The organism is Bradyrhizobium sp. LTSP885 (assembly GCF_000938305.1).
Classification (GTDB): domain Bacteria; phylum Pseudomonadota; class Alphaproteobacteria; order Rhizobiales; family Xanthobacteraceae; genus Bradyrhizobium.
Genome location: NZ_JYMT01000027.1, coordinates 42,276 through 62,265, shown reverse-complemented (window position 1 = coordinate 62,265; position 19,990 = coordinate 42,276). Strand labels below are relative to the sequence as shown.

Below are 19,990 nucleotides of genomic sequence, written 5' to 3'. Positions count from 1 at the left end.
GGGCGGCCCGAGGGCCGCCCTTTTCGCCAAATGGATCGATCGAATCAGTTCGAGGATTTCTCGGCCGGCTTGTCCGCCGCGGCCTTGTCGCCGGATGCGGCAGCAGGCGCTGCCGGCGGCGTCGCATTCGCGGTCGACTTGATGCCGTGCAGCAGGTCGTCGGCCATCTTCAGCGCCTTGTCGTCCTTGGCGTCCGGCGGCACGTAGGATTGCGAGCCGGTCTTCTCGTCGCCATCGTTCTTCAGATGGCCGCGCAGCGAAGCCTCGCCCTTGGTGTCGGTCCGCGCCTTCAACTCGTCCGGCACGTCCTGCAGCACTTCGATGTCGGGCACGATGCCCTTGGCCTGGATCGACTTGCCCGACGGCGTGTAGTAGCGCGCCGTGGTCAGGCGCAGCGCGCCGTTGCCCGAGCCGAGCGGGATGATGGTCTGAACCGAGCCCTTGCCGAACGAGCGCGTGCCGACCAGCGTCGCGCGCTTGTGGTCCTGCAGCGCGCCGGCAACGATTTCGGAGGCCGATGCCGAACCACCATTGATCAGCACGATGACCGGCTTGCCCTTGGTCAGGTCGCCCGGATGGGCGGCGCGGCGCTGCGTTTCCTCGGCGTTGCGTCCGCGGGTCGATACGATCTCGCCGCGCTCCAGGAACGCGTCGGAGACCGTGACGGCTTCCTCGAGCAGGCCGCCGGGGTTGTTTCTGAGGTCGATGACATAGCCCTTCAGCTTGTCGCCGATCTGGCCCTGCAGATTGGCGATCTCCTTCTTCAGGCCTTCGGTTGTCTGCTCGTTGAAGGTGGTGATGCGGATGTAAGCGATATCGTCGGCTTCGACGCGCGCGCGCACCGAGCGGACGCGGATGTTGTCACGCACCAGCGTGACGTCGATCGGATTGTCCTGGCCCTTGCGGATGATCTTGAGCTTGATCTTGGTGTTGACCGGACCGCGCATCTTCTCGACGGCCTGGTTCAGCGTCAGGCCCTGCACGGCTTCGTCGTCGAGATTGGTGATGATGTCGTTGGCCATGATGCCGGCCTTCGATGCCGGCGTGTCGTCGATCGGCGAGACGACCTTGATCAGACCGTCTTCCATCGTGACTTCGATGCCGAGGCCGCCGAACTCGCCGCGGGTCTGCACCTGCATGTCGCGGAAGCTCTTGGCATCCATGTAGCTCGAATGCGGATCGAGGCCGGACAGCATGCCCGAGATCGCGGACTCGACCAGCTTCGAGTCGTCGGGCTTCTCGACATAGTCGCTGCGCACGCGCTCGAACACGTCTCCGAACAGATTGAGCTGGCGATAGGTGTCAGACGTTGCGGCGCGCGCGCTCGATCCCATCAGCACCGCGCGGGGCTGCGTGATGAACAGCGTCAGTGCCGCACCGGTGGCGGCGCTGAGGAGAATTACAGAAGTCTTGCGCATCATCCGCGAACCTTTTCGCCTTCATTTGCGGCCCACCATGGACCTGGATCGATTGGAGTGCCGTCTTTCCGGAACTCGACATAGAGCACTGGCTGGCTCGCATTGGTCGCTAGAATGGATGCAACCTGGGACGTGGACCCCATGGTCGCGACCGGCTCTCCCGTTAGCACAAACTGGCCAATGTTTACCGAAATCCGCTCCATCCCGGCGATCAGGACATGATACCCGCCCCCGGCATTGAGGATCAAGAGTTGTCCGTAGCTGCGGAAAGGACCGGCGTAAACGACCCAGCCGTCACACGGGGTTGTGACCTGCGCGCCGGCCTTGGCGGCCAAAGAAATGCCTTTTTGTACGCCGCTGGCCCCGTCGGAACCGCCAAAATCGCGAATCTTGGCGCCATTCACGGGGTAGGCGAATAGGCCCTTGGCCGAGGCGAAGGCGACCGCCGGGGTTAGCCGGCCCTGGTCCTTGAAGGCCCCCAGATTCGGCTTGCCGTTGACCGTCGCGGGGGCGCCCTGGAGGTTTGCCGTGGCGGCGGCCTTCGCGGCGCTTTTGAGATCCTGTTCCATCTTGGCGATCAGGCCCTGCAGGCTGTCGACCTGCTTGGACAGCGCAATGGCGCGGGCGCCTTCCGTCTCCATGTCCTTTTCGGCTGTGCTCTGCTGCCGCTGCCGCTCGTCGACCAGGGCTGCGAGGCGGGTCTGGTCGTCCTTGAGCTTGTCGCGGTCACGCGAGAGCGCGTCGCGTTCGGTCGAGATGGTCTTGCGGAGCGCGACCAGCTCGCCGAGGTCGGTCGCGAGCTTCTCGGCGCGGCCGCGCAATTCCGGCACCACCGCACCGAGCAGCATCGCCGTGCGCAGCGATTGCAGCGCGTCCTCTGGCCGCACCAGCAGCGCCGGCGGTGAGCGCCTCCCGGCGCGCTGAAGCGCTGCGAGCACCTCGATGATCTCGGCACGGCGTGAATCGAGCGAGGAGCGGATTTCGCGCTCGCGGCCATCGAGCGGTTGCAGACGCGCCTCGGTCTCTACGATCCGGGTCTCGACGCTGCGCACCTGGGCCGCGATGTCGATCAATTGCTGATTGAGCTTGCTGCGGTCCTGACCGATTGCCGTGATGTCGGCCTTCAGCTTCTCCTGCAGCTCGGCCGCCTTGCGCTGCTGCTCGCGCGCGGCCTCGAGCTCCTGCTCGCGCTGCTTGATGATGTCTGGCGGTGTTGCGGCCTGTTGCGCCGGCGGTATCGCTTGCGCATGCGCTGGTGCCGGCGGACTCGCGGCGAGCATGGTAATTGAAAGAAGCGATACGGGCAGCCAACCGCGCCTGATGGCGTCGGGGTATGAAAGCATGTCCCGCTTGTGCTGCATCCGGTTTATTCAGCGTTCTCGATTGTCCATCACGGCACTCAGGCGCGGTGATAGGGGTGGCCGGCCAAAATGGTCGCGGCCCGATATATCTGTTCCAGAAGCATGATGCGGACCATTTGATGCGGCCAGGTCGCCGAGCCGAACGCAATACGTAAGGCAGCCTTGCGCTGCAATTCAGGCGAAAGTCCGTCCGCACCGCCGATCGTAAAGACAGCGTTTGCGCTTCCTTCGTCGCGCCAGCGGCCGAGCTGCCGGGCAAAGCTTGCGCTATCGATGCTCTTGCCACGCTCGTCGAGCGCAACCAGCGTGAACTTGTCGGGCAGCAGCGCCGAGATGGCGGCGGCCTCTTCGGCGATGCGCGCGCTGACATCGCGCGCACGGCTTTCCACAATTTCATGGACGTCGAGGCCGCGAAAGCCGAGTTTGCGACCGATATCGTCGAAGCGCTCGCGGTAGCGCTCGGCCAGCTCCCGTTCCGGACCCTGTTTCAAACGGCCGATGCAGATCACGACAAGGCGCATCAGCGCACGTTACCATGCGCCTCAGCCGATTCGCATCGGCTTCACGAAACTCAGACTGCCGTGACCGCCGGGTTCTGAGTCCACAATCGTTCGAGATTGTAGAACTCGCGCACCTCGGGTCTGAACACGTGCACGACCACGTCGCCGGAATCGATCAGCACCCAGTCGCAATTGGACAAGCCCTCGACATGGACGCTTTTGATCCCGTTTTCCTTCAGGCCCTTCGTCACATTTTCCGCGATCGCGCCGACGTGCCGGTTGGCCCGGCCCGAGGTGACGATCATGTAGTCGGAATATGCCGATTTGCCGCGAAGGTCGATGGTGACCGTTTCTTCCGCCTTCATATCGTCGAGGCGGGAGAGGATCAGGTTCAAGGTCTTGTCGGCGTCGGGTTGCGCCTTCAAGGCCGCGGTTTTCGTCGATGTTTTACGCGCAGTCTTAAGACCTGAAGTCTTGGGAACCTTGGGTAAAACAGACTTTGACAATACAGATGTGGCCAGGGACCATTCCTTTCACTGTATCGCGGGGACCGAATCCTCGGCGCCCGCGCACCATTCTACGCATGTGGGGTTAATGGTTTCAACATTCCAGTAACCCTTTACGCCCTTCACGCCGTCCTCCAGCTCCCGTCCGGGTTCCGAAGGCCGGTCGAAGACAGCTTGGATTTCATGCCGGTCAGGAACACCCAGGCCGGCGCCGGCTGATCAGCCAGCCGGATCGCCTGATTTTCGGGCATGCGATAGCGCGCAAGCGCCTGCGCGGCCGGTGCGGCAAGCGCGCGGAAACTTTCGGGCGGACGGTCGATCACGGCAATCGGCACATCCGAGGCGATGCGCCGCCAGTCTTTCCAGCGATGGAATTGCGCAAGGTTGTCAGCGCCCATGATCCAGACAAAGTGCACGCCGGAGACGCGGCGGCGCAAGTGGATGATCGTGTCGACCGTATAGCGCGTACCAATGACAGCTTCGAGACAGCTGATGTCGATGCGCGGGTCATCGGCGGTGCGGCGCGCGGCCTCGGCGCGCTCGGCGAGCGCGTGCAGGCCGTTGTGATCCTTCAGCGGATTGCCCGGCGTCAACAACCACCAGACCCGATCGAGCTGCAGACGCTTGAGCGCGAACAGGCTGATGGCGCGATGCGCGGCGTGCGGCGGATTGAAGGAGCCGCCGAGCAGCCCGATGCGCATGCCGTTGGTGTAGAACGGAATGGCGCGGGCTGCGGGTCGCTGCGCGGTCGGAGCTTGCTGCAATGGCTCTACCGCCCGCGTCGGGGAATAATCACGGCCGCGTCTGTCCGGTGCCGTGGACGCGATATTTGAAGCTCGTCAGTTGCTCGGCGCCGACCGGGCCGCGGGCGTGGAATTTGCCGGTCGCAATCCCGATCTCGGCGCCGAAGCCGAACTCACCGCCGTCGGCAAACTGCGTCGAAGCGTTATGCAGCACGATCGCGGAGTCGACCTCGCCGAGAAATCGCTGCGCGGCCGCGGCATCTTCCGTCACGATCGCATCGGTGTGATGCGAACCGTGACTTTGAATATGCGCGATCGCTTCATCGAGGCCATCCACGATCTTCGCCGAGATGATCGCGTCCTCATATTCGGTGTCCCAATCCTCGTCCGACGCGGGCTTCACCCTGGCATCAGCGCCTTGCACCGTGTCGTCGCCGCGCACCTCACAGCCGGCATTGATCAACATCTCGATCAGCGGCTTCAGGCTCGTCGCAACAGCCGTGCGATCCACCAGCAGGGTCTCCGCAGCGCCGCAGACACCCGGGCGCCGCATCTTGGCGTTGAGCACGATCTTCTTCGCCATGTCGAGATTGGCCGAACGATCGACATAGACGTGGTTGACGCCCTCAAGATGCGCGAACACGGGTACCCGCGCTTCCGTCTCGACGCGCGCAACCAGGCTCTTGCCGCCACGCGGCACGATCACGTCGATGCCGCCGTTCAATCCCGTGAGCATCAGGCCGACCGCTGTGCGGTCGCGCGTCGGCACCAGGGTGATCGCGGCCTCGGGGAGGCCGGCCTCGCGCAGGCCCTGCACCAGGCAGTCATGGATCGCGCGGCAGGAGCGGAAGCTGTCGGAGCCGCCGCGCAGGATCACGGCATTGCCCGACTTCAGGCACAGCACGCCGGCATCGGCCGCGACATTGGGACGGCTTTCGAAGATCACCCCGATCACGCCGAGCGGTACGCGCACGCGCTCGATCGTCATGCCGTTCGGCCGCTGCCAGCTCTCGGTGACGGCGCCGACCGGATCAGGAATCTCGCGCACGGTTGCAACGCCGTCGGCCATCCCGTCGACGCGTGCCTGCGTCAGCGTCAGGCGGTCGACGAACGCAGAGGTCATGCCGGCTGCGCGCGCCTCCGCGACATCCTCGGCATTGGCAGCGAGGATGGCTCGCGCGTTGCTGCGGATCGCACGTTCAATGGCCGCGAGGGCCCGGTTCTTCTGCTCCGGCGACGCCAGCGCCAGCACGCGCGCGGCAGTGCGCGCCTTGACGGCGAGGTCGGACATCAGGGCGGAGAGATCGGCGTTGCCGTCGATCGCCTTCAGAGGCGCGGTCATGGACGTCCCAGCTTTAGATTAAGGCCATGTTCTAGCATGACAATTGAGGGGTTGGCGAGGCGCGGAACCGGTATGGCAGATGGCGGCGGGCCGCCGGCCGATCGGCCCAATAGGCTATTTGGGCCTACTTTGCGCCTACTTGGCCGGGAAGGTGCCCGCCGGGCCCACCACCAGGTCGTCGCGATGGATCATTTCGGACCGGCCGCTGGTCCCGAGAATGGCCATCACGTCCGGCGAGGAGCGGCCCTTGATCTTCTCGGCGTTCTCGGCGTCGTAGGCGACGAGGCCGCGGCCGATTTCATGGGTATCGGGGCCGCGCACCACCACTGCGTCGCCGCGCGCGAATTGGCCGTCGACCCTGACAACACCGGCCGGAAGCAGGCTTTTGCCCGCGCGCAGCGCGTTCACCGCGCCGGCATCGATGGTCAGCGTGCCCTTGGGCTCCAGCGAGCCCGCGATCCAGCGTTTTCGCGCCGTCACCGGATTGGCGGGGGTGAGGAACCAGGTGCAGCGGCCGCCGTCGGCGATCGCCTGCAATGGATGCTCGATCTTGCCGGAGGCGATCAGCATATGGGTGCCGGCGGTGGTCGCGATCTTCGCGGCTTCGATCTTGGTGTACATGCCGCCGCGCGACAATTCGGATTCAGCGGCGCCCGCCATCGCCTCGATCTCCGAGGTGACGCTCTCGACGATCGGGATCAGCCTTGCTTCGGGATTGGCCGCGGGTGGCGCGGTGTAGAGGCCGTCGATGTCGGACAGCAGGATCAGGAGGTCCGCGCTCGCCATGGTGGCGACGCGGGCGGCGAGGCGGTCGTTGTCGCCGTAACGGATTTCGTTGGTGGCGACCGTGTCGTTCTCGTTGATCACAGGCACCGCGCGCCATTCGAGCAGCTTTGCGATCGTCGAGCGTGCGTTGAGATAGCGGCGGCGCTCCTCGGTGTCCTGCAGCGTGACGAGAATTTGGCCGGCGCCGATGCCGTGATGGCCGAGCACTTCCGACCAGATCCGCGCCAGCGCGATCTGACCGACGGCGGCGGCGCCCTGGCTCTCCTCGAGCTTCAGCGGTCCGCGCGGCAGCTTCAGGCGGCTGCGGCCGAGCGCAATCGAGCCCGACGACACCACCATGACCTCGCGGCCTTCCTTGTGCAGTTTCGCGATATCGTCGACCAGTGCCGCGAGCCAGGACGCGCGCACCTCGCCCGCCTGCGAGTCGACCAGCAGAGACGAGCCGACCTTGACGACGATGCGGCGAAAGTTCTTGAGCGCAGGGCGTTGCATGGGCTTGGGTCTGGAAAACAAGGTCTTTGAAGCAAGATCTTTGAAGCTTGGGAAGCAATACGCGCCACGTCAGGACTTTGGAAGTGGCGAGGGCGAGGCGTTCACCCCTACGGTCCCGGCGTCGCCCACGGCTCCGTCTGGCCCTTGGCCTTGTTTGATACCGGCGCCTCGCCGATCACCTCGACCAGCGCGCGCAAGGCCTCCGGCACGCCTTCGCCGGTGACGCCGGAGATCAGCAGCGGCGTCTTCTTCGCCGCCCGCTTGAGCCGGTCCTTCTGCTTCTTCAACTCGTCCGGCGTAACTGCGTCGATCTTGTTCAGCGCGACGATTTCGATCTTGTCGGCGAGCTCACCCTCATACGCCTCGATCTCGGTGCGCACGGTCTTGTACGCCTTGCCGGCATGCTCGCAGGTCGCATCGATCAGATGCAGCAGCACGCGGCAGCGTTCGACATGGCCGAGGAAGCGGTCACCGAGGCCGACGCCTTCATGGGCGCCTTCGATCAGGCCGGGAATATCGGCCAGCACGAACTCACGGCCGCCGACATTCACCACGCCAAGCTGCGGATGCAGGGTGGTGAAGGGATAGTCGGCGATCTTCGGTTTTGCCGCGCTTACGACCGACAGGAAGGTCGACTTGCCGGCGTTGGGCAGGCCAACCAGACCCGCATCGGCGATCAGCTTCAGGTGCAGCCAGATCCAGCGTTCTTCGCCGGTCTGGCCGGGATTGGCATTGCGCGGCGTGCGGTTGGTGGAGGATTTGAAATGCGCATTGCCAAAGCCGCCATTGCCGCCTTCGGCCAGCACGAATTTCTCACCGAGCGTGGTGAAGTCGTGCAGCAGCGTCTCGCGGTCCTCGTCGAACACCTGGGTGCCGACGGGCACCTTCAGCACGATCGGCTTGCCGTTAGCGCCATGGCGGTCCTTGCCCATGCCATTGGTGCCCTTTGGCGCCTTGAAGTGCTGCTGGTAGCGATAGTCGATCAGCGTATTGAGGCCGTCGACGGCCTCGATGATGACGTCGCCGCCGCGGCCGCCATTGCCGCCGGACGGGCCGCCGAACTCGATGAACTTCTCGCGCCGGAACGCGACGCAGCCATTGCCGCCGTCGCCGGAGCGAATATAGACCTTGGCTTCATCGAGGAATTTCATGATCTCAACACTAGCGTTTTCGAGCGAAATGGACGCCGGTTCGCGCGAAGAAAACGCGTCAAAACGAGAATTTGGAGCCCGGCCTTGGCGTTGTCAGAACCGGCATTTCCCTAGTTAGGGCAGGGCGGCCGCTGCGGCAACCCGGAAGCGCCCTCACTTTGGCGAAAAGCCTTAATTTTCGGGCCTTTTTGCGGCCTCGGCCCGATTGCTGAGCATTTATTCCGGCCGGCGTAGGACCAGGAACTTCTGCATCCCCTCCAGCACCAGTTCGCGGCGCTGGTTGTGCACGGTCGAGCGCAGCGTCACCACGCCGGTGCTGCGGCCAGGTGCGAGCTCGATCACCTCGAGTGCGGGGTAGATGGTGTCGCCGGCGTAGACGGGTTTCAGGAACTTGCTCGACTGTTCGAGAAAGCCGATCAGCGACTCCTCCACGACATAGGGAAACAGCCCCGCGCCGGGCGCCGTGTGCACCAGCGTCTGGAAGCCATGCGCGAGCAGGTCCGGCATGCCGCGCGTGCGGCAATACTCGACGTCGTAATGGATCGGATGGGTGTCGCCGCTCGCGGTCTGGAAGGCGGCGAACACGGCCGAAGTCTGCGTCCGGCTCGGGATCACGAAGCGCTCGCCAAGCACAAAATCCTCGAACCACCGCTGCGCAGGTACCATGCGGTGCTGGGTAGGATCGAACTCGGTCATGCGGCGTTTCCTGCGCTGTTCTTTGAAGGGCTGATCTACCGGTAGCGCAGGTGCCGCACTGCGACAATTGGTTCGATTTGCTGTCTTTTGGCGCCCTCCTTTTTGGCTCCCTTGGGGTTGTCCTGCGCAACCACGTCGCTAAAACCGTCAACAAAGCCAGCCCGACTCACGCGGCGGCAACAGAAGCAAGATGAGCCTGTTCGCAAAACTGTCCTCCTACGACGATCGATCCGCGCGGCTCGCCGGCATCGGATTGATGCTGCTGTCGATCTTCATGTTCTCGTTCGGCGACGCGATGGGCAAGTTCATGGTCGCGACCTATTCGGTCGGGCAGTTGCTGTGGCTGCGCGCCTTCGCGGCACTGATCGTGCTGCTGCCGATGGTGTGGAAGCAGCGCGCCGATTTCCTGCATCTCGAGCGCCCCTGGCTGCAATTGCTGCGGGTGATACTGTCGACGCTCGAGGTCGCAGCGTTCTTCCTCGCAACCGTCTATCTGCCGCTCGCCGACGTCATCACCTATTATCTGGCCGGACCGATCTTCGTCACCGCAATGTCGGGCCTCGTGCTCGGTGAGCATGTGGGCTGGCGGCGCTGGACGGCGATCCTGGTCGGCTTTTGCGGCGTGTTGATCGCGCTCAGGCCATCCTCGCAGACGATCAGTTGGCCGGCGATGATCGCACTTGGCGGGAGCCTGTCGTTTGCGGTGTTGATGCTGATCACGCGATCGCTGCGATCGACACCCGACATCGTGCTGGCGTCGTCGCAATTCGGCGGCACGTTCATCCTGGGCGCGGCGCTGTCGCCGTTCGGCTGGGTGACGCCATCCGCCGGCAGCCTCGGGCTGTTCTTCGCCGCCGGCATCATCTCGGTCGCAGCCCTGCTCTGCGTGAACCGCTCGCTGAAGCTCGCGCCGGCGAGCGTGGTGGTGCCCTATCAATATTCGATGATCGTCTGGGCGGTGATCTTCGGCTTTGTGGTGTTCGGCGACGTGCCGTCCTGGGCCACGATCGTCGGTGCCGCGATCATTATCGGCGCAGGACTCTATATCTTCCTGCGCGAGCAGCAGCTCGGGCGGCAGCAGCCGGCGGTGAATCCGCCGGCGTGACTATCACCCTCCCCTGGAGGGGGAGGGTCGACGCGAATGCAATGAGCGGCGGGGTGGGGTGGAGGTCTTTCCACGTCCAGAAGTATCCGTGCGGAGAGATCACCCCACCCCGGATCGCATTTCGCGTTGCTCAATGCGATCCGACCCTCCCCCTCCAGGGAGGGTGAAGATCAACCCTGCCGCCGCGTCGAATGGCTCCAGGTCTTTAGCGAGGCCCAGACGCCGCGCGACAGGCGGAAGCAGTCCACCGGGCTCGACGAGCCCAGCGCCTCGAAGCGGTGCAGCTCGACGCCGCTCCACTGGAAGCCGCATTTCTCAAGGATGTTGCGCGACGACGGATTCGCGACGCGGGCGCCTGATATCAGCTGGTCGAGATCGAATTCCTCGAAAAAGTAATCGATCACCGCGCGTGCGGCCTCGGTGCCGAAACCCTGGCCCCAATGGTCGACGCCGAGCCAATAGCCGAGTTCCGCCGTGGTCGCCTCGCGCCAGTCGACGCCGACCATTCCGATCGGCGTATGATTGTTCTCGATCAGGAAAACCGTCTCGCGTCCGCCCTCGGCGAGCGCACGCACGAAATCGATGGCGTCGTCCTGGCTGTAGGGATGCGGCAGCCGACGGGTGTTCTCCGCGATGCGGCGATCATTGGCGAGACGGGCAATTGCTTTTACGTCCGCGAGCGTCGGCTTGCGCAATGTCAGCCGTTCGGTCTCGAGGACGCACGCTCTCGCCTCGCGCAAGGTCGGGGTCGGGATGTCCTGCAACATGTCGGGCTCCTGTGATGCGAAACAACGGTACGCAACGCTTGGAATGTTGCGCGCGGTCGAACTGGAACCCGCGCAACAAAAAAGGGAGGCCGGTTGTCCCGCCTCCCTTGGAGCCCATTTCGACTCCGCCGGTTCAACAGGACCCGGCGGACTCGTGTTTGTCCACCGTCTATTCGGCCGCTTCCGCCATCGGGACGACCGATACGAATGTGCGGCCGTTGGCTTTGGCGCGGAACTCGACATGACCCTCGATCTTCGCGAAGAGAGTATGGTCGGTGCCCATGCCGACATTAAGGCCGGGATGCCAGGTGGTGCCGCGCTGACGCGCGATGATGTTACCGGGGATCACGCGCTCGCCACCGAACGCCTTGACGCCAAGGCGCTTGCCCTTGGAATCACGTCCGTTACGCGATGAACCGCCTGCTTTTTTGTGAGCCATGGCTCGTCTCCGACTTCGCTAGAATCTCTAGATCAATTCCTTGACGGAATCATTTCAATTCTGGTCACGCGGATTTGCCGCGTGACGATCAACCTTTTCGCGCGCGAGAGGCCTATGCGGCTTCCTCGGCGGGCGCTGCCACCGGCTTTTCCCGCTTCGGCCGCGGGCCGATGGTCGGCTTGGCATTATCGGCGAGAATCTCGGTGATGCGAAGCACCGTGAGCTCGTCGCGATAGCCGCGCTTGCGGCGTGAATTCTTGCGGCGACGCTTCTTGAACGCGATCACCTTGGGGCCACGCTTGTGCTGCAGCACTTCGGCTGCAACGGTCGCGCCTGCCACGGTGGGCGTTCCCAGCACGGGCGTGTCACCGCCGAGCACCAGAACTTCGCCAAGCTGGATGATCGTACCGACTTCGCCGGCGATCTTGCCTATCTCGAGTACATCATTCGGAACGACGCGGAACTGCCGGCCGCCGGTTTTGATGACTGCGAACATCGTTTGATTCCTTCGTGTTCGATACCAGCCTCGGACGAGTAGCCCGGGTCGGCTTTTTGTTCAGTCGCTATGGGTTTCGGTTTTCGTGCGAGGGGAACGAATTCCCTGGATTGCTCGCGCAAAAACAATCGGCGCGAGAAATCCTCGCGCCGGATGCGGTGGACTTATAGCCGCAAACAGCGGGGAGTCAAGAATAAGCGGGGCAAAAACCGGCCAAAAATGAAGGATTTGGCGCGGTTTTGGCCCGATTCGCCGTTAGGCGGCCGCCCTGGCGTGGCGGCGGATGGTTTGCGGTGGCTGGCCCAGGACACGCAGGAACGCCCGCCGCATCCGCTCGCGGTCGGCAAAGCCGGTCTCGTTCGCGATCTCGTCCATCGCATGCCGGCCATCGCCGATCAACTCGCGCGCCGCCTCGACACGGAGATGCTCGATCGCCTTCGCCGGCGACTGCCCGGTCTCGGCGCGAAAGGCGCGGCTGAACTGGCGCGGGCTGAGCCGCGCGACCTCGGCCAGCTCCTCCACGGACAATTCGTTGCGCAGGTGCGCCTTGGCATAGTTGAGTGCGTTCTGGATCCGGTCGGATTTCGGCTCCAGCTCGAGCAGCGCGGAGAACTGCGACTGTCCGCCGGCGCGGCGATGATAGACGACGAGCTTGCGCGCCACCGAACGGGCGACCTCGACGCCGAGATCGTGTTCAACCATCGCCAGCGCCAGGTCGATCGTCGCGGTCATGCCAGCCGAGGTCCAGATCGGTCCGTCGACGATGTAGATGCGGTCCTGCTCGACCTTGAGCCTGGGAAATCGTGCCTGCAGCTCGGCGGCAAACTCCCAATGCGTAGAGACGCGTCGGCCGTCGAGCACGCCGGCTTCGGCCAGCGAGAAGGCGCCGACGCAAGGCGCGGCAATACGCTGCGACGATGTCATGGCGCGGTGAATATAGTCGGTCAGCTTCGGCGATGCTGGGCGCAGCTCCGTGCCTGCCCCGACGAACAGCGTATCGAAGCTACGCTCACCAAAGGCTTCAGTCTCGACATTGAAGCCCGCGGACGAGCGCACCGGACCGCCGTTCTCCGACAGCAGCGTCACTTCGTAGAAGGACACCCCCGCCACCAGATTGGCGATCTCGAAGGCGGTGATGGCGGCGAAGCCCATTACCTGGAAGTCCGGAAAAATGACGAAGCCGATCTTCTGCATGGAACCCTCGCGCGCACGTCGACGTCCTAAAAAGGTGTATATATGACATTTGAGACGCGGGAAAGGGCCTCTACAACCTGACCAACGGCCAAAACCGGCCGTCCAGGTCAAACAGGAGACCAACATGACCAAGTCAGCCAAGGGAACGGCGCTCGTCACCGGCGCGTCGTCCGGAATCGGTGCCATCTATGCGGACCGGCTCGCACGGCGTGGCTACGATCTGATCCTCGTCGCACGTAACCGCGAGCGCCTCGATGGGCTTGCCAGGCGTCTGTCCGGGGAGACAGGTCGATCGATCGAGATCGTTGCCGCCGATCTCAGCAAGCGGGACGATTTGTCCCGGATCGAAGCCATCCTGCGCGATAATGCCGGCATTACCGTGCTGGTGAACAATGCCGGCGTCGGCGCGACTGCGCCGCTGCTCGTATCCGACGTCGACAAGATGAGCGACATGATCGCGCTCAACGTCAACGCGCTGATGCGCCTGACCTATGCGGCGGTCCCGGGATTTGTCGCGCGCGGCGGCGGCACCCTGATCAACATCGCCTCGATCGTCGGTGTCGCGCCCGAAATCCTCAACGGTGTCTACGGCGGCAGCAAGGCTTTCGTGGTCGCGCTGACGCAGTCGTTGCAGCACGAGCTGAAGGACAAGAATATCCGCGTCCAGGCGGTGCTGCCGGGTGCGACGGCGACCGAATTCTGGGGCATCGCCGGCACGCCGGTCGAGCATCTGCCCGGCGAGATCGTCATGAAGGCCGAGGACATGGTGGATGCCGCGCTCGCCGGCCTCGATCAGGGTGAAGTCATCACGGTGCCGTCGCTTCCCGATGCTGCGGACTGGCAGGCCTATGAGGGCGCCCGCCAGAAGCTGATGCCGAACCTGTCGCGCAGCAAGCCCGCGGCGCGCTACGGGGTTGCGGCAGCCTGACATCGCCAAAAATTGCGTCCCGCGCGGGTCAAAGCGCGGGACGCAACCAATTGGGTTCCCGGCCGTTAATGGAGGGAACCTCAGGCGGGCAAGGGCGCTAGGGCGCAAGGGCGAAATGGCTGACGACACATTATCAACCACGGGCATTGCCCAGCATGGCGGCGCGCGGCTGCCATCCGTCGATATCGACAGTTTCAACATCGAGCTGAAGGACGACGAGGGATTCATCGGCGACCGCGCCTCCAAGGGCGCATTCCGCAAGATTTTCGACCGCTGGCGCAAGCCGCTGCGGAAGTCGGGCGAGGATCCATTCGGCGACGAACCGTCGGACGAGATCAGCAAGAAGAAGCTGGATGAGATGCTGGTCGGCGACGACACCGAAGCGTCCGCCGTCGTGCACAGCGCGATCGAGGAGTTCGCGCAGGAGCTCGCTTATGTGACGCGGCGCTTCCTCAAGACCAAGGCCTGGGCCGGCACCGAGCGCATCGTGGTCGGCGGCGGTTTTCGCGAAAGCCGACTCGGCGAACTCGCCATCGCGCGCACCGAGATCATCCTCACATCGGAGGATATCGAGATCGACATGGTGCCGATCCGCTTTCATCCCGATGACGCCGGCCTGATCGGCACGCTGCATCTGGCGCCGTCATGGATCTTCGAGGCCCATGACAGCATCCTGGCGGTCGATATCGGCGGCACCAATATCCGCTGCGGTGTGGTCGAGACACGCTGGAAGAAGGCGCCTGATCTGTCGAAGGCGGAAGTCTGGAAGTCGGAGCTGTGGCGCCATGCCGACGACGAGCCGACGCGCGAGGGCGCGGTGAAGCGCCTGGTGAAGATGCTGAAGGATCTCATCGGCGCCGCCGAAGCCGAGGGCCTGAAGCTCGCACCGTTCATCGGCATCTCCTGTCCCGGCGTCATCAACGCGGACGGGTCGATCGCGAAGGGCGCGCAGAACCTGCCGGGCAACTGGGAGAGCAGCAAATTCAACCTGCCGGCGAGTCTGGTCGAGGCGATCCCCGAGATCGGCGGCCACGACACCGCAATCGTGATGCACAATGACGGCGTCGCCCAGGGGCTCGCCGAAGTCCCCTTCATGCAGGACGTCGCGCATTGGGGCGTGCTGACGATCGGAACCGGGCTCGGCAATGCCCGCTTCACCAACCGCAAGAAAGACAACGGCAAGGACGAGAAGAAGGCCAAGGGCGACGACGAGAGCGAAAAGAGCGAGAAAAAGACCAAGAAGGCCAAGGAAAAAGCCAAGGAGAACGCCAAGGAAAACGCGAAGGCGTGAGACTCGCGTTAACCATCGCCGCTTGACCGCAGCGCGGTAAGGTTGAGCGGTTAGGTTAAGAACGGGTTCGCGTTGCCGATTTGGCCGGGGTTGCTAGCGTCAGTCCGTCGCTCCCGCTGGCCGCCGAAGCCGCACTTCTCGGTCAGTAAATTTTAAGCAGCGGCACGGGACCGCCAGTTTTTTGTCGCGTCTGGCGGTCCCACCTTCATTCTACCTCCAATTGATCCGCTCGAAAAACCCTGCGATCTCGGCGGCCGCCCGGTCGGGATCCTCACGATGCGGAAAATGCCCGACATCGGGAAATATCTTCAGATCGAGATCGATGAAGGTCTCCCCTAACCGGTCGGTCCAGGCATAGGGAAACAGCGGATCGTGCTCGGCCCAGCGGATGCAGGTCGGCACCGCAATCGGCGGCAGCATTGACGCCTCGCCCTGCATCATCCTCACGCGTCCAGCATGTGACGCGCGGTAATGCGCAAAGCCGCCGGCAAGGTTGCCGTGTGTCATGAAGTTGTCGGTGAAGGCCTCGATCACGTCGTCGAAGGCCGCCTTGCGATGCGACCAGTTGCGCAGGAAATGCCCGATATAGGTCCGGCACGTCTCGCGCGTCGCCCCGACCAGCGCCGGCGCCATCTCCATCTGCTGGAACGACTGGTACCAGATGTGATTCAGCCTGTCGGGCGCGGCCATGCGCGGACCGATGCCGGGATAGACGAAATCGAACAACAACAGGCCGGCCAGCCGCCCCGGCGCCTTGCGGGCGAGGGGCTGCATCACCGCGCCGCCGACGTCGTGGCCGACAACGCCGGCCTGTCCGATGCCGAGCGCGTCAAGCAGCGCCAGCATGTCATCGGCATGCTGGTCCGGACCGTAAGGGCCTGCGGGCTTGTCGCTGTCGCCGAAACCGTGCAGGTCGGGTGCGATCAGCGTGAAGCGGCTGGCCAGGCGAGTCATCACCGGCTCCCAGGTCAGCCAGAATTCCGGCCAGCCGTGCAGTAGCAGCAGCGGTCTGCCGCTGCCGATCCGCGCGACATGGAACGCCGCGCCATTGGCCCGAATCGTCAGATGCTCCATATCTCCGCTCCCTTCCATTTGGCTCAATAACGCCCGGCCGAATCGAGCCTGGGCGCTAGTGCGTTGTTTCAGCGCACGTTATTCAAACGCTACGAAGTCCATTTCGGCCCATGTGACCGTGACGGAAATATTATTGCAGCGCCTTGTCTGGCCCGCCATCCTCGCCTAGAACACGCCCCGACCGCGGGTGACGCAAATCACCCGGACCACTGGAGAGGTGGCAGAGTGGTCGAATGCACCGCACTCGAAATGCGGCATAGGTGCAAGCCTATCGGGGGTTCGAATCCCTCCCTCTCCGCCACTCTTTCAGAGCCGGGCGAAGGGCGTCTCCCGAAGCTTCGGAGAAGCGTAGGCAGACTGTTTCCGATGTAATAGGTCCTATTGCGCAAACGCGTCGGCGGTTAGCTCCGCGGCGGTTGTTGCGCCATGCTCCCGTCCAGTTCCGCCAACCGGTCGGCTTCGGCGATGTCGTCCATGGTGTTGGCGTTGAAGAACGGGTCGAGCTGGTCCGTCGGCCACGTCACGGTCGCGAGCCGGTAGCGTGCGGTCCAGCGGTCGATCTTGCGCACATCTTCCGCGACCAGTGCGTGGCGCAGCTCGTCACGCAATGCGACGTTCCACAATCCGATCACCGGGTGCGACTGCCCCGCGGACGCAGCGACCGCAAGCTGCGCATCCTGCTCCAGGCGGGCACGATGCAGCCGCGCGACCAGATCGCGCGGCAGGAACGGGCAGTCCGCCGCGGCACTGAGGATGAATTCGACGCCCGGCCGATTGGCCGCCGTCCAGTCGAGTGCGGCAAGAACGCCGGCAAGCGGTCCCGGAAAATCCTTCACCGTGTCGGCGATGACGGGAAGGCCGAAGGCGGCGAAGCGGGACGGATCGCCATTGGCGTTCAGAACCAGCCCGTCGCATTGCGGCTCCAGCCGCGTGATCACGCGTTCGAGGATGGTGCGTCCGGCGATCAGGCGCATCGGCTTGTCGCCGCCACCCATCCGCCGCGCCAGGCCGCCGGCGAGCAGCACGCCCGGCGTCGGTGGAATCTCAATCGTCACGATCTTCGCCCTTGCGTTTGTGGCGCGCGGATTCGTCCTCGACGAAGGCGAGGTTCTGATCGTGGATGATCCGCTCCTCGCCCGACAATGCGATGAAACGCTTGCCGCGCGCACGTCCGACCAGCGTCAATCCGACCTGCCGCGCCAGTTCGACGCCCCAGGCCGTGAAGCCCGAGCGCGACACCAAAATCGGAATACCCATTCGGACTGTCTTGATGATCATCTCGGAGGTGAGGCGTCCCGTGGTGTAGAGGATCTTGTCGGCGGGATCGACGCGGTGGCGATAGATCCAGCCCGCGATCTTGTCGACGGCGTTGTGGCGGCCGACGTCTTCTGTGTAGCAGACCGGCGTGCCCTCCTTGCACAGCACGCAGCCGTGGATCGCGCCGGCCTCGAGGTAGAGCGAAGGCATCGTGTTGATCGTGTGCGTCATCTGATAGAGCCAGGACGTGCGCAATTCCGCCTTCGGCAAGGCCACGCTTTCCACGGCCTCGAGCAGGTCGCCGAACGCCGTGCCCTGCGCGCAGCCCGAGGTCTGCGTGCGCTTCTTCAGTTTGGCTTCGAAATTGGTGTGACGCTCGGTGCGCACCACCACCACCTGCAGGTCGTCGTCGTATTCCACTTCGGTGACGACATCGTCGTATTTCAGCATGTTCTGGTTGAGCAGATAGCCCAGCGCGAGATATTCCGGGTAGTCGCCGATCGTCATCATGGTGACGATTTCCTGCGCGTTCAGATAGAGCGTCAGCGGCCGCTCGACGGGAACGCTGATCTCGACCGCGGCGCCGGTCTGGTCGGTGCCGGTCACGCGCTCGGTCAGCCGCCGATCGGTCGGATCCGGCACGATCAGGGGAACCTCGGCTTTATCGGTCTCGATCATGTCTGTTTGATATCATGACATTCCGTGCCGGTGGATATAAAGCAGCTTTGGATGTGAAGCGGGCTTGATCGGCCCGGAGAACCGAGATGGCGCAACTGTCCGACGATTGCTTCGCGTTTGGCGGGCCGATGATGTCGGTCGACGAAGCCGTGTCGATCATCGCTGCGCGGGTGAAGGCGGTGCAGGACACCGAGACTGTTTCCTTAGGTCAAGCCGATGGGCGCATTCTCGCAAGCGGCATTTCTGCGCCGCTGCCGCTGCCGCCCTTCACCAATTCCGCGGTCGATGGCTACGCGATCCGCGGCGACGACGTTCCGCGCGGAGAGGAAAGGGCGTTTCCGGTGACGGGCCGGATTCAGGCCGGCGCGTCGGCGGCAGGAATCATCGAACCGGGCCACGCAATGCGGGTGTTCACCGGCGCGCCGCTTCCGGACGGCGCTGACACGGTGTTCATGCAGGAGGACGTCCGCCTCGATGGCTCAGGCGGGGTTATTCTCCCGGCGGGGCTTCGGCCGGGCGCCAATGTGCGTCCCGCCGGCGAAGACATTCCGATCGGTACGCCGGCCCTCGCAGCCGGGCAACGCCTGCGGCCGCAGGACGTCGCGCTGGCGGCGGCGTTCGGCCTGACCCAGCTCGATGTACGCCGGCGAATCCGCGTCGCGGTGTTTTCGACCGGCAACGAACTGGTATCGCCGGGAAGCCCGCGTGCAGCGGCGCAATTGTTCGATTCCAACCGCTTCATGCTGATGGCGATGTTGAAGCGGCTGGGTTGCGACGTCAGCGATCTCGGTATCGTCAGCGACGACCGCGTAGCGCTCGCCGACGGCTTGAAGAAGGTCGCCGGCGCGCACGATCTGATCCTGACCACCGGCGGGGTCTCGACCGGCGAAGAGGACCACGTCAAGGCCAGCGTCGAAAGTGTCGGAGCGCTGGTGCTGTGGCGGATGGCGATCAAACCCGGACGTCCCGTCGCGATGGGGATCATCGGCGGCACACCGTTCATCGGATTGCCCGGAAATCCGGTCGCAAGTTTCGTCACCTTCGTCCATGTGGTGCGACCGACGGTGCTGGCGCTGGCGGGCGCCGCGCTACAGCCTCTGGTTCCGATGCCGCTGCGCGCGGCGTTCTCCTACAAGAAGAAGCTCGGCCGCCGCGAATATATCAGGGTCAATCTGCGCAAGGGCCAGAATGGTGAGCTCGAGGCGGTCAAGTTTCCGCGCGAGGGCGCGGGATTGCTCTCGTCGCTGGTGGACACCGATGGCTTGGTGGAACTGGGCGAAGCCATCGAGCGCGTCGAGCCCGGCCAGACGGTCGGCTTTCTCGCTTACGCCAGTTTGATCTGACAGACCCCTCGGTTCCCCGATGTTGACGGTGCCGGACCGCTTCGCCATGTTCGCGACATGACCACGACGAAACTCGATCTGACCGGCCTCAAATGCCCGTTGCCTGCGCTGAAGACGCGGAAGGCGCTCAGGGCTGTCCAGGCGGGAGACTTTCTGGAAGTGCGCTGTACCGATCCGCTGTCGGTGATCGATATCCCGAACCTGATCCGCGAGACCGGCGATCGGGTCGAGATTGCGGAACGCGGCGAGCACGGAATCGTTTTTCTGATCGAAAAAGCGGGTGATACGTCGCCGCAGCCGACCTGACCGCAACGGTTCGCGGACCGCTGGGAGGACCACCGGCGACCGCGACGTTCGAAGAATCGACTTTGCCCCAGGCGTGTGTCCCAATGGGATTGGCGCTCGATTCTTCCGGTCCGCGTC

General features: G+C 64.1%; 21 protein-coding genes and 1 tRNA gene. 6 read left to right on the top strand and 16 right to left on the bottom strand.

Annotation, left to right across the window (positions count from 1 at the left end; genetic code table 11):
* Positions 1–44 precede the first annotated feature (44 nt).
* From UP09_RS17965 to UP09_RS17925, 9 genes are all read right to left on the bottom strand, one after another.
* The gene (locus UP09_RS17965) at positions 45–1,421 is read right to left on the bottom strand and encodes a S41 family peptidase (RefSeq protein ID WP_044539583.1); all 1,377 of its coding nucleotides are present in this window, start codon (positions 1,419–1,421) and stop codon (positions 45–47) included.
* Positions 1,418–2,779, bottom strand: coding sequence for a murein hydrolase activator EnvC family protein (locus UP09_RS17960; RefSeq protein ID WP_044539582.1), 1,362 nt, complete (start codon positions 2,777–2,779; stop codon positions 1,418–1,420). The genes UP09_RS17965 and UP09_RS17960 overlap by 4 nt, the downstream gene beginning before the upstream one ends.
* Positions 2,780–2,817: 38 nt before the next feature.
* Positions 2,818–3,300, bottom strand: a complete 483-nt coding sequence (rlmH, locus tag UP09_RS17955; RefSeq protein ID WP_044539581.1) for a 23S rRNA (pseudouridine(1915)-N(3))-methyltransferase RlmH — start codon at positions 3,298–3,300, stop codon at positions 2,818–2,820.
* 50 nt (positions 3,301–3,350) lie between these two features.
* The gene (gene rsfS / locus UP09_RS17950; RefSeq protein WP_044539580.1) at positions 3,351–3,704 is read right to left on the bottom strand and encodes a ribosome silencing factor; all 354 of its coding nucleotides are present in this window, start codon (positions 3,702–3,704) and stop codon (positions 3,351–3,353) included.
* A gap of 203 nt (positions 3,705–3,907) precedes the next feature.
* Positions 3,908–4,549 carry a nicotinate-nucleotide adenylyltransferase gene (locus UP09_RS17945; protein WP_044539579.1) on the bottom strand — a complete coding sequence of 214 codons (642 nt, stop codon included), beginning with the start codon at positions 4,547–4,549 and terminating at the stop codon, positions 3,908–3,910.
* Positions 4,550–4,577: 28 nt separating this feature from the next.
* Entirely contained in the window at positions 4,578–5,870 is a 1,293-nt protein-coding gene (locus tag UP09_RS17940; RefSeq protein WP_044539578.1) for a glutamate-5-semialdehyde dehydrogenase, read from the bottom strand.
* Positions 5,871–6,005: 135 nt separating this feature from the next.
* Positions 6,006–7,148, bottom strand: a complete 1,143-nt coding sequence (gene proB, locus UP09_RS17935) for a glutamate 5-kinase (RefSeq protein WP_044539577.1) — start codon at positions 7,146–7,148, stop codon at positions 6,006–6,008.
* A gap of 107 nt (positions 7,149–7,255) precedes the next feature.
* Positions 7,256–8,299 carry a GTPase ObgE gene (gene obgE, locus UP09_RS17930; RefSeq protein WP_044539576.1) on the bottom strand — a complete coding sequence of 348 codons (1,044 nt, stop codon included), beginning with the start codon at positions 8,297–8,299 and terminating at the stop codon, positions 7,256–7,258.
* A 216-nt stretch (positions 8,300–8,515) separates the two neighbouring features.
* Entirely contained in the window at positions 8,516–8,995 is a 480-nt protein-coding gene (locus UP09_RS17925) for a MaoC family dehydratase (RefSeq protein WP_044539575.1), read from the bottom strand.
* A gap of 190 nt (positions 8,996–9,185) precedes the next feature.
* On the opposite strand from UP09_RS17925, the gene UP09_RS17920 reads away from it, so the two are divergent.
* Positions 9,186–10,100: a DMT family transporter gene (locus tag UP09_RS17920; protein ID WP_044539574.1), complete on the top strand. Its 915-nt coding sequence runs from the start codon at positions 9,186–9,188 to the stop codon at positions 10,098–10,100.
* A gap of 170 nt (positions 10,101–10,270) precedes the next feature.
* Here UP09_RS17920 and UP09_RS17915 read toward each other — a convergent pair whose 3' ends face one another.
* From UP09_RS17915 to UP09_RS17900, 4 genes are all read right to left on the bottom strand, one after another.
* Positions 10,271–10,867 (bottom strand): GNAT family N-acetyltransferase, encoded by a 597-nt coding sequence (locus UP09_RS17915; protein WP_044539573.1) that lies wholly within the window; start codon positions 10,865–10,867, stop codon positions 10,271–10,273.
* A 169-nt stretch (positions 10,868–11,036) separates the two neighbouring features.
* A complete protein-coding gene (gene rpmA, locus UP09_RS17910) occupies positions 11,037–11,306 on the bottom strand; it encodes a 50S ribosomal protein L27 (protein WP_044539572.1) in 270 nt (89 codons plus the stop codon).
* Positions 11,307–11,418: 112 nt separating this feature from the next.
* Positions 11,419–11,802, bottom strand: coding sequence for a 50S ribosomal protein L21 (rplU, locus tag UP09_RS17905; protein ID WP_044539571.1), 384 nt, complete (start codon positions 11,800–11,802; stop codon positions 11,419–11,421).
* Positions 11,803–12,057: 255 nt separating this feature from the next.
* Positions 12,058–12,996, bottom strand: coding sequence for a GlxA family transcriptional regulator (locus UP09_RS17900; protein ID WP_044539570.1), 939 nt, complete (start codon positions 12,994–12,996; stop codon positions 12,058–12,060).
* A gap of 124 nt (positions 12,997–13,120) precedes the next feature.
* Between UP09_RS17900 and UP09_RS17895 the strand changes: the two genes are divergently transcribed.
* Positions 13,121–13,924 carry an SDR family NAD(P)-dependent oxidoreductase gene (locus UP09_RS17895; protein ID WP_044539569.1) on the top strand — a complete coding sequence of 268 codons (804 nt, stop codon included), beginning with the start codon at positions 13,121–13,123 and terminating at the stop codon, positions 13,922–13,924.
* A gap of 115 nt (positions 13,925–14,039) precedes the next feature.
* Positions 14,040–15,215, top strand: a complete 1,176-nt coding sequence (locus UP09_RS17890; RefSeq protein WP_044539568.1) for an ROK family protein — start codon at positions 14,040–14,042, stop codon at positions 15,213–15,215.
* A gap of 210 nt (positions 15,216–15,425) precedes the next feature.
* Here UP09_RS17890 and UP09_RS17885 read toward each other — a convergent pair whose 3' ends face one another.
* The gene (locus tag UP09_RS17885; RefSeq protein ID WP_044539567.1) at positions 15,426–16,289 is read right to left on the bottom strand and encodes an alpha/beta fold hydrolase; all 864 of its coding nucleotides are present in this window, start codon (positions 16,287–16,289) and stop codon (positions 15,426–15,428) included.
* 211 nt (positions 16,290–16,500) lie between these two features.
* Here UP09_RS17885 and UP09_RS17880 point away from each other — a divergent pair.
* A tRNA-Ser gene (locus UP09_RS17880) sits at positions 16,501–16,590 on the top strand.
* 100 nt (positions 16,591–16,690) lie between these two features.
* Here the strand turns inward: UP09_RS17880 and mobA are convergent.
* The gene (gene mobA, locus UP09_RS17875; RefSeq protein WP_502689062.1) at positions 16,691–17,344 is read right to left on the bottom strand and encodes a molybdenum cofactor guanylyltransferase MobA; all 654 of its coding nucleotides are present in this window, start codon (positions 17,342–17,344) and stop codon (positions 16,691–16,693) included.
* Positions 17,334–18,224 carry a formate dehydrogenase accessory sulfurtransferase FdhD gene (locus UP09_RS17870; RefSeq protein WP_044539566.1) on the bottom strand — a complete coding sequence of 297 codons (891 nt, stop codon included), beginning with the start codon at positions 18,222–18,224 and terminating at the stop codon, positions 17,334–17,336. The genes mobA and UP09_RS17870 overlap by 11 nt, the downstream gene beginning before the upstream one ends.
* 86 nt (positions 18,225–18,310) lie before the next feature.
* Here UP09_RS17870 and UP09_RS17865 point away from each other — a divergent pair, with 86 nt between their 5' ends.
* Entirely contained in the window at positions 18,311–19,567 is a 1,257-nt protein-coding gene (locus UP09_RS17865; protein ID WP_044539565.1) for a molybdopterin molybdotransferase MoeA, read from the top strand.
* Between the two features lie 57 nt (positions 19,568–19,624).
* Positions 19,625–19,873 carry a sulfurtransferase TusA family protein gene (locus UP09_RS17860; RefSeq protein WP_044539564.1) on the top strand — a complete coding sequence of 83 codons (249 nt, stop codon included), beginning with the start codon at positions 19,625–19,627 and terminating at the stop codon, positions 19,871–19,873.
* Positions 19,874–19,990: the final 117 nt, after the last annotated feature.

What these genes read in the sequence shown, in the direction of transcription:
- UP09_RS17965 (WP_044539583.1), bottom strand. Translation starts at nt 1,421, where the DNA reads ATGATGCGCAAGACTTCTGTAATTCTCCTCAGCGCCGCCACCGGTGCG.
- UP09_RS17960 (WP_044539582.1), bottom strand. Translation starts at nt 2,779, where the DNA reads ATGCAGCACAAGCGGGACATGCTTTCATACCCCGACGCCATCAGGCGC.
- rlmH (WP_044539581.1), bottom strand. Translation starts at nt 3,300, where the DNA reads ATGCGCCTTGTCGTGATCTGCATCGGCCGTTTGAAACAGGGTCCGGAA.
- UP09_RS17940 (WP_044539578.1), bottom strand. Translation starts at nt 5,870, where the DNA reads ATGACCGCGCCTCTGAAGGCGATCGACGGCAACGCCGATCTCTCCGCC.
- proB (WP_044539577.1), bottom strand. Translation starts at nt 7,148, where the DNA reads ATGCAACGCCCTGCGCTCAAGAACTTTCGCCGCATCGTCGTCAAGGTC.
- obgE (WP_044539576.1), bottom strand. Translation starts at nt 8,299, where the DNA reads ATGAAATTCCTCGATGAAGCCAAGGTCTATATTCGCTCCGGCGACGGC.
- UP09_RS17925 (WP_044539575.1), bottom strand. Translation starts at nt 8,995, where the DNA reads ATGACCGAGTTCGATCCTACCCAGCACCGCATGGTACCTGCGCAGCGG.
- UP09_RS17920 (WP_044539574.1), top strand. Translation starts at nt 9,186, where the DNA reads ATGAGCCTGTTCGCAAAACTGTCCTCCTACGACGATCGATCCGCGCGG.
- UP09_RS17915 (WP_044539573.1), bottom strand. Translation starts at nt 10,867, where the DNA reads ATGTTGCAGGACATCCCGACCCCGACCTTGCGCGAGGCGAGAGCGTGC.
- rpmA (WP_044539572.1), bottom strand. Translation starts at nt 11,306, where the DNA reads ATGGCTCACAAAAAAGCAGGCGGTTCATCGCGTAACGGACGTGATTCC.
- rplU (WP_044539571.1), bottom strand. Translation starts at nt 11,802, where the DNA reads ATGTTCGCAGTCATCAAAACCGGCGGCCGGCAGTTCCGCGTCGTTCCG.
- UP09_RS17900 (WP_044539570.1), bottom strand. Translation starts at nt 12,996, where the DNA reads ATGCAGAAGATCGGCTTCGTCATTTTTCCGGACTTCCAGGTAATGGGC.
- UP09_RS17895 (WP_044539569.1), top strand. Translation starts at nt 13,121, where the DNA reads ATGACCAAGTCAGCCAAGGGAACGGCGCTCGTCACCGGCGCGTCGTCC.
- UP09_RS17890 (WP_044539568.1), top strand. Translation starts at nt 14,040, where the DNA reads ATGGCTGACGACACATTATCAACCACGGGCATTGCCCAGCATGGCGGC.
- UP09_RS17885 (WP_044539567.1), bottom strand. Translation starts at nt 16,289, where the DNA reads ATGGAGCATCTGACGATTCGGGCCAATGGCGCGGCGTTCCATGTCGCG.
- UP09_RS17870 (WP_044539566.1), bottom strand. Translation starts at nt 18,224, where the DNA reads ATGATCGAGACCGATAAAGCCGAGGTTCCCCTGATCGTGCCGGATCCG.
- UP09_RS17865 (WP_044539565.1), top strand. Translation starts at nt 18,311, where the DNA reads ATGGCGCAACTGTCCGACGATTGCTTCGCGTTTGGCGGGCCGATGATG.
- UP09_RS17860 (WP_044539564.1), top strand. Translation starts at nt 19,625, where the DNA reads ATGACCACGACGAAACTCGATCTGACCGGCCTCAAATGCCCGTTGCCT.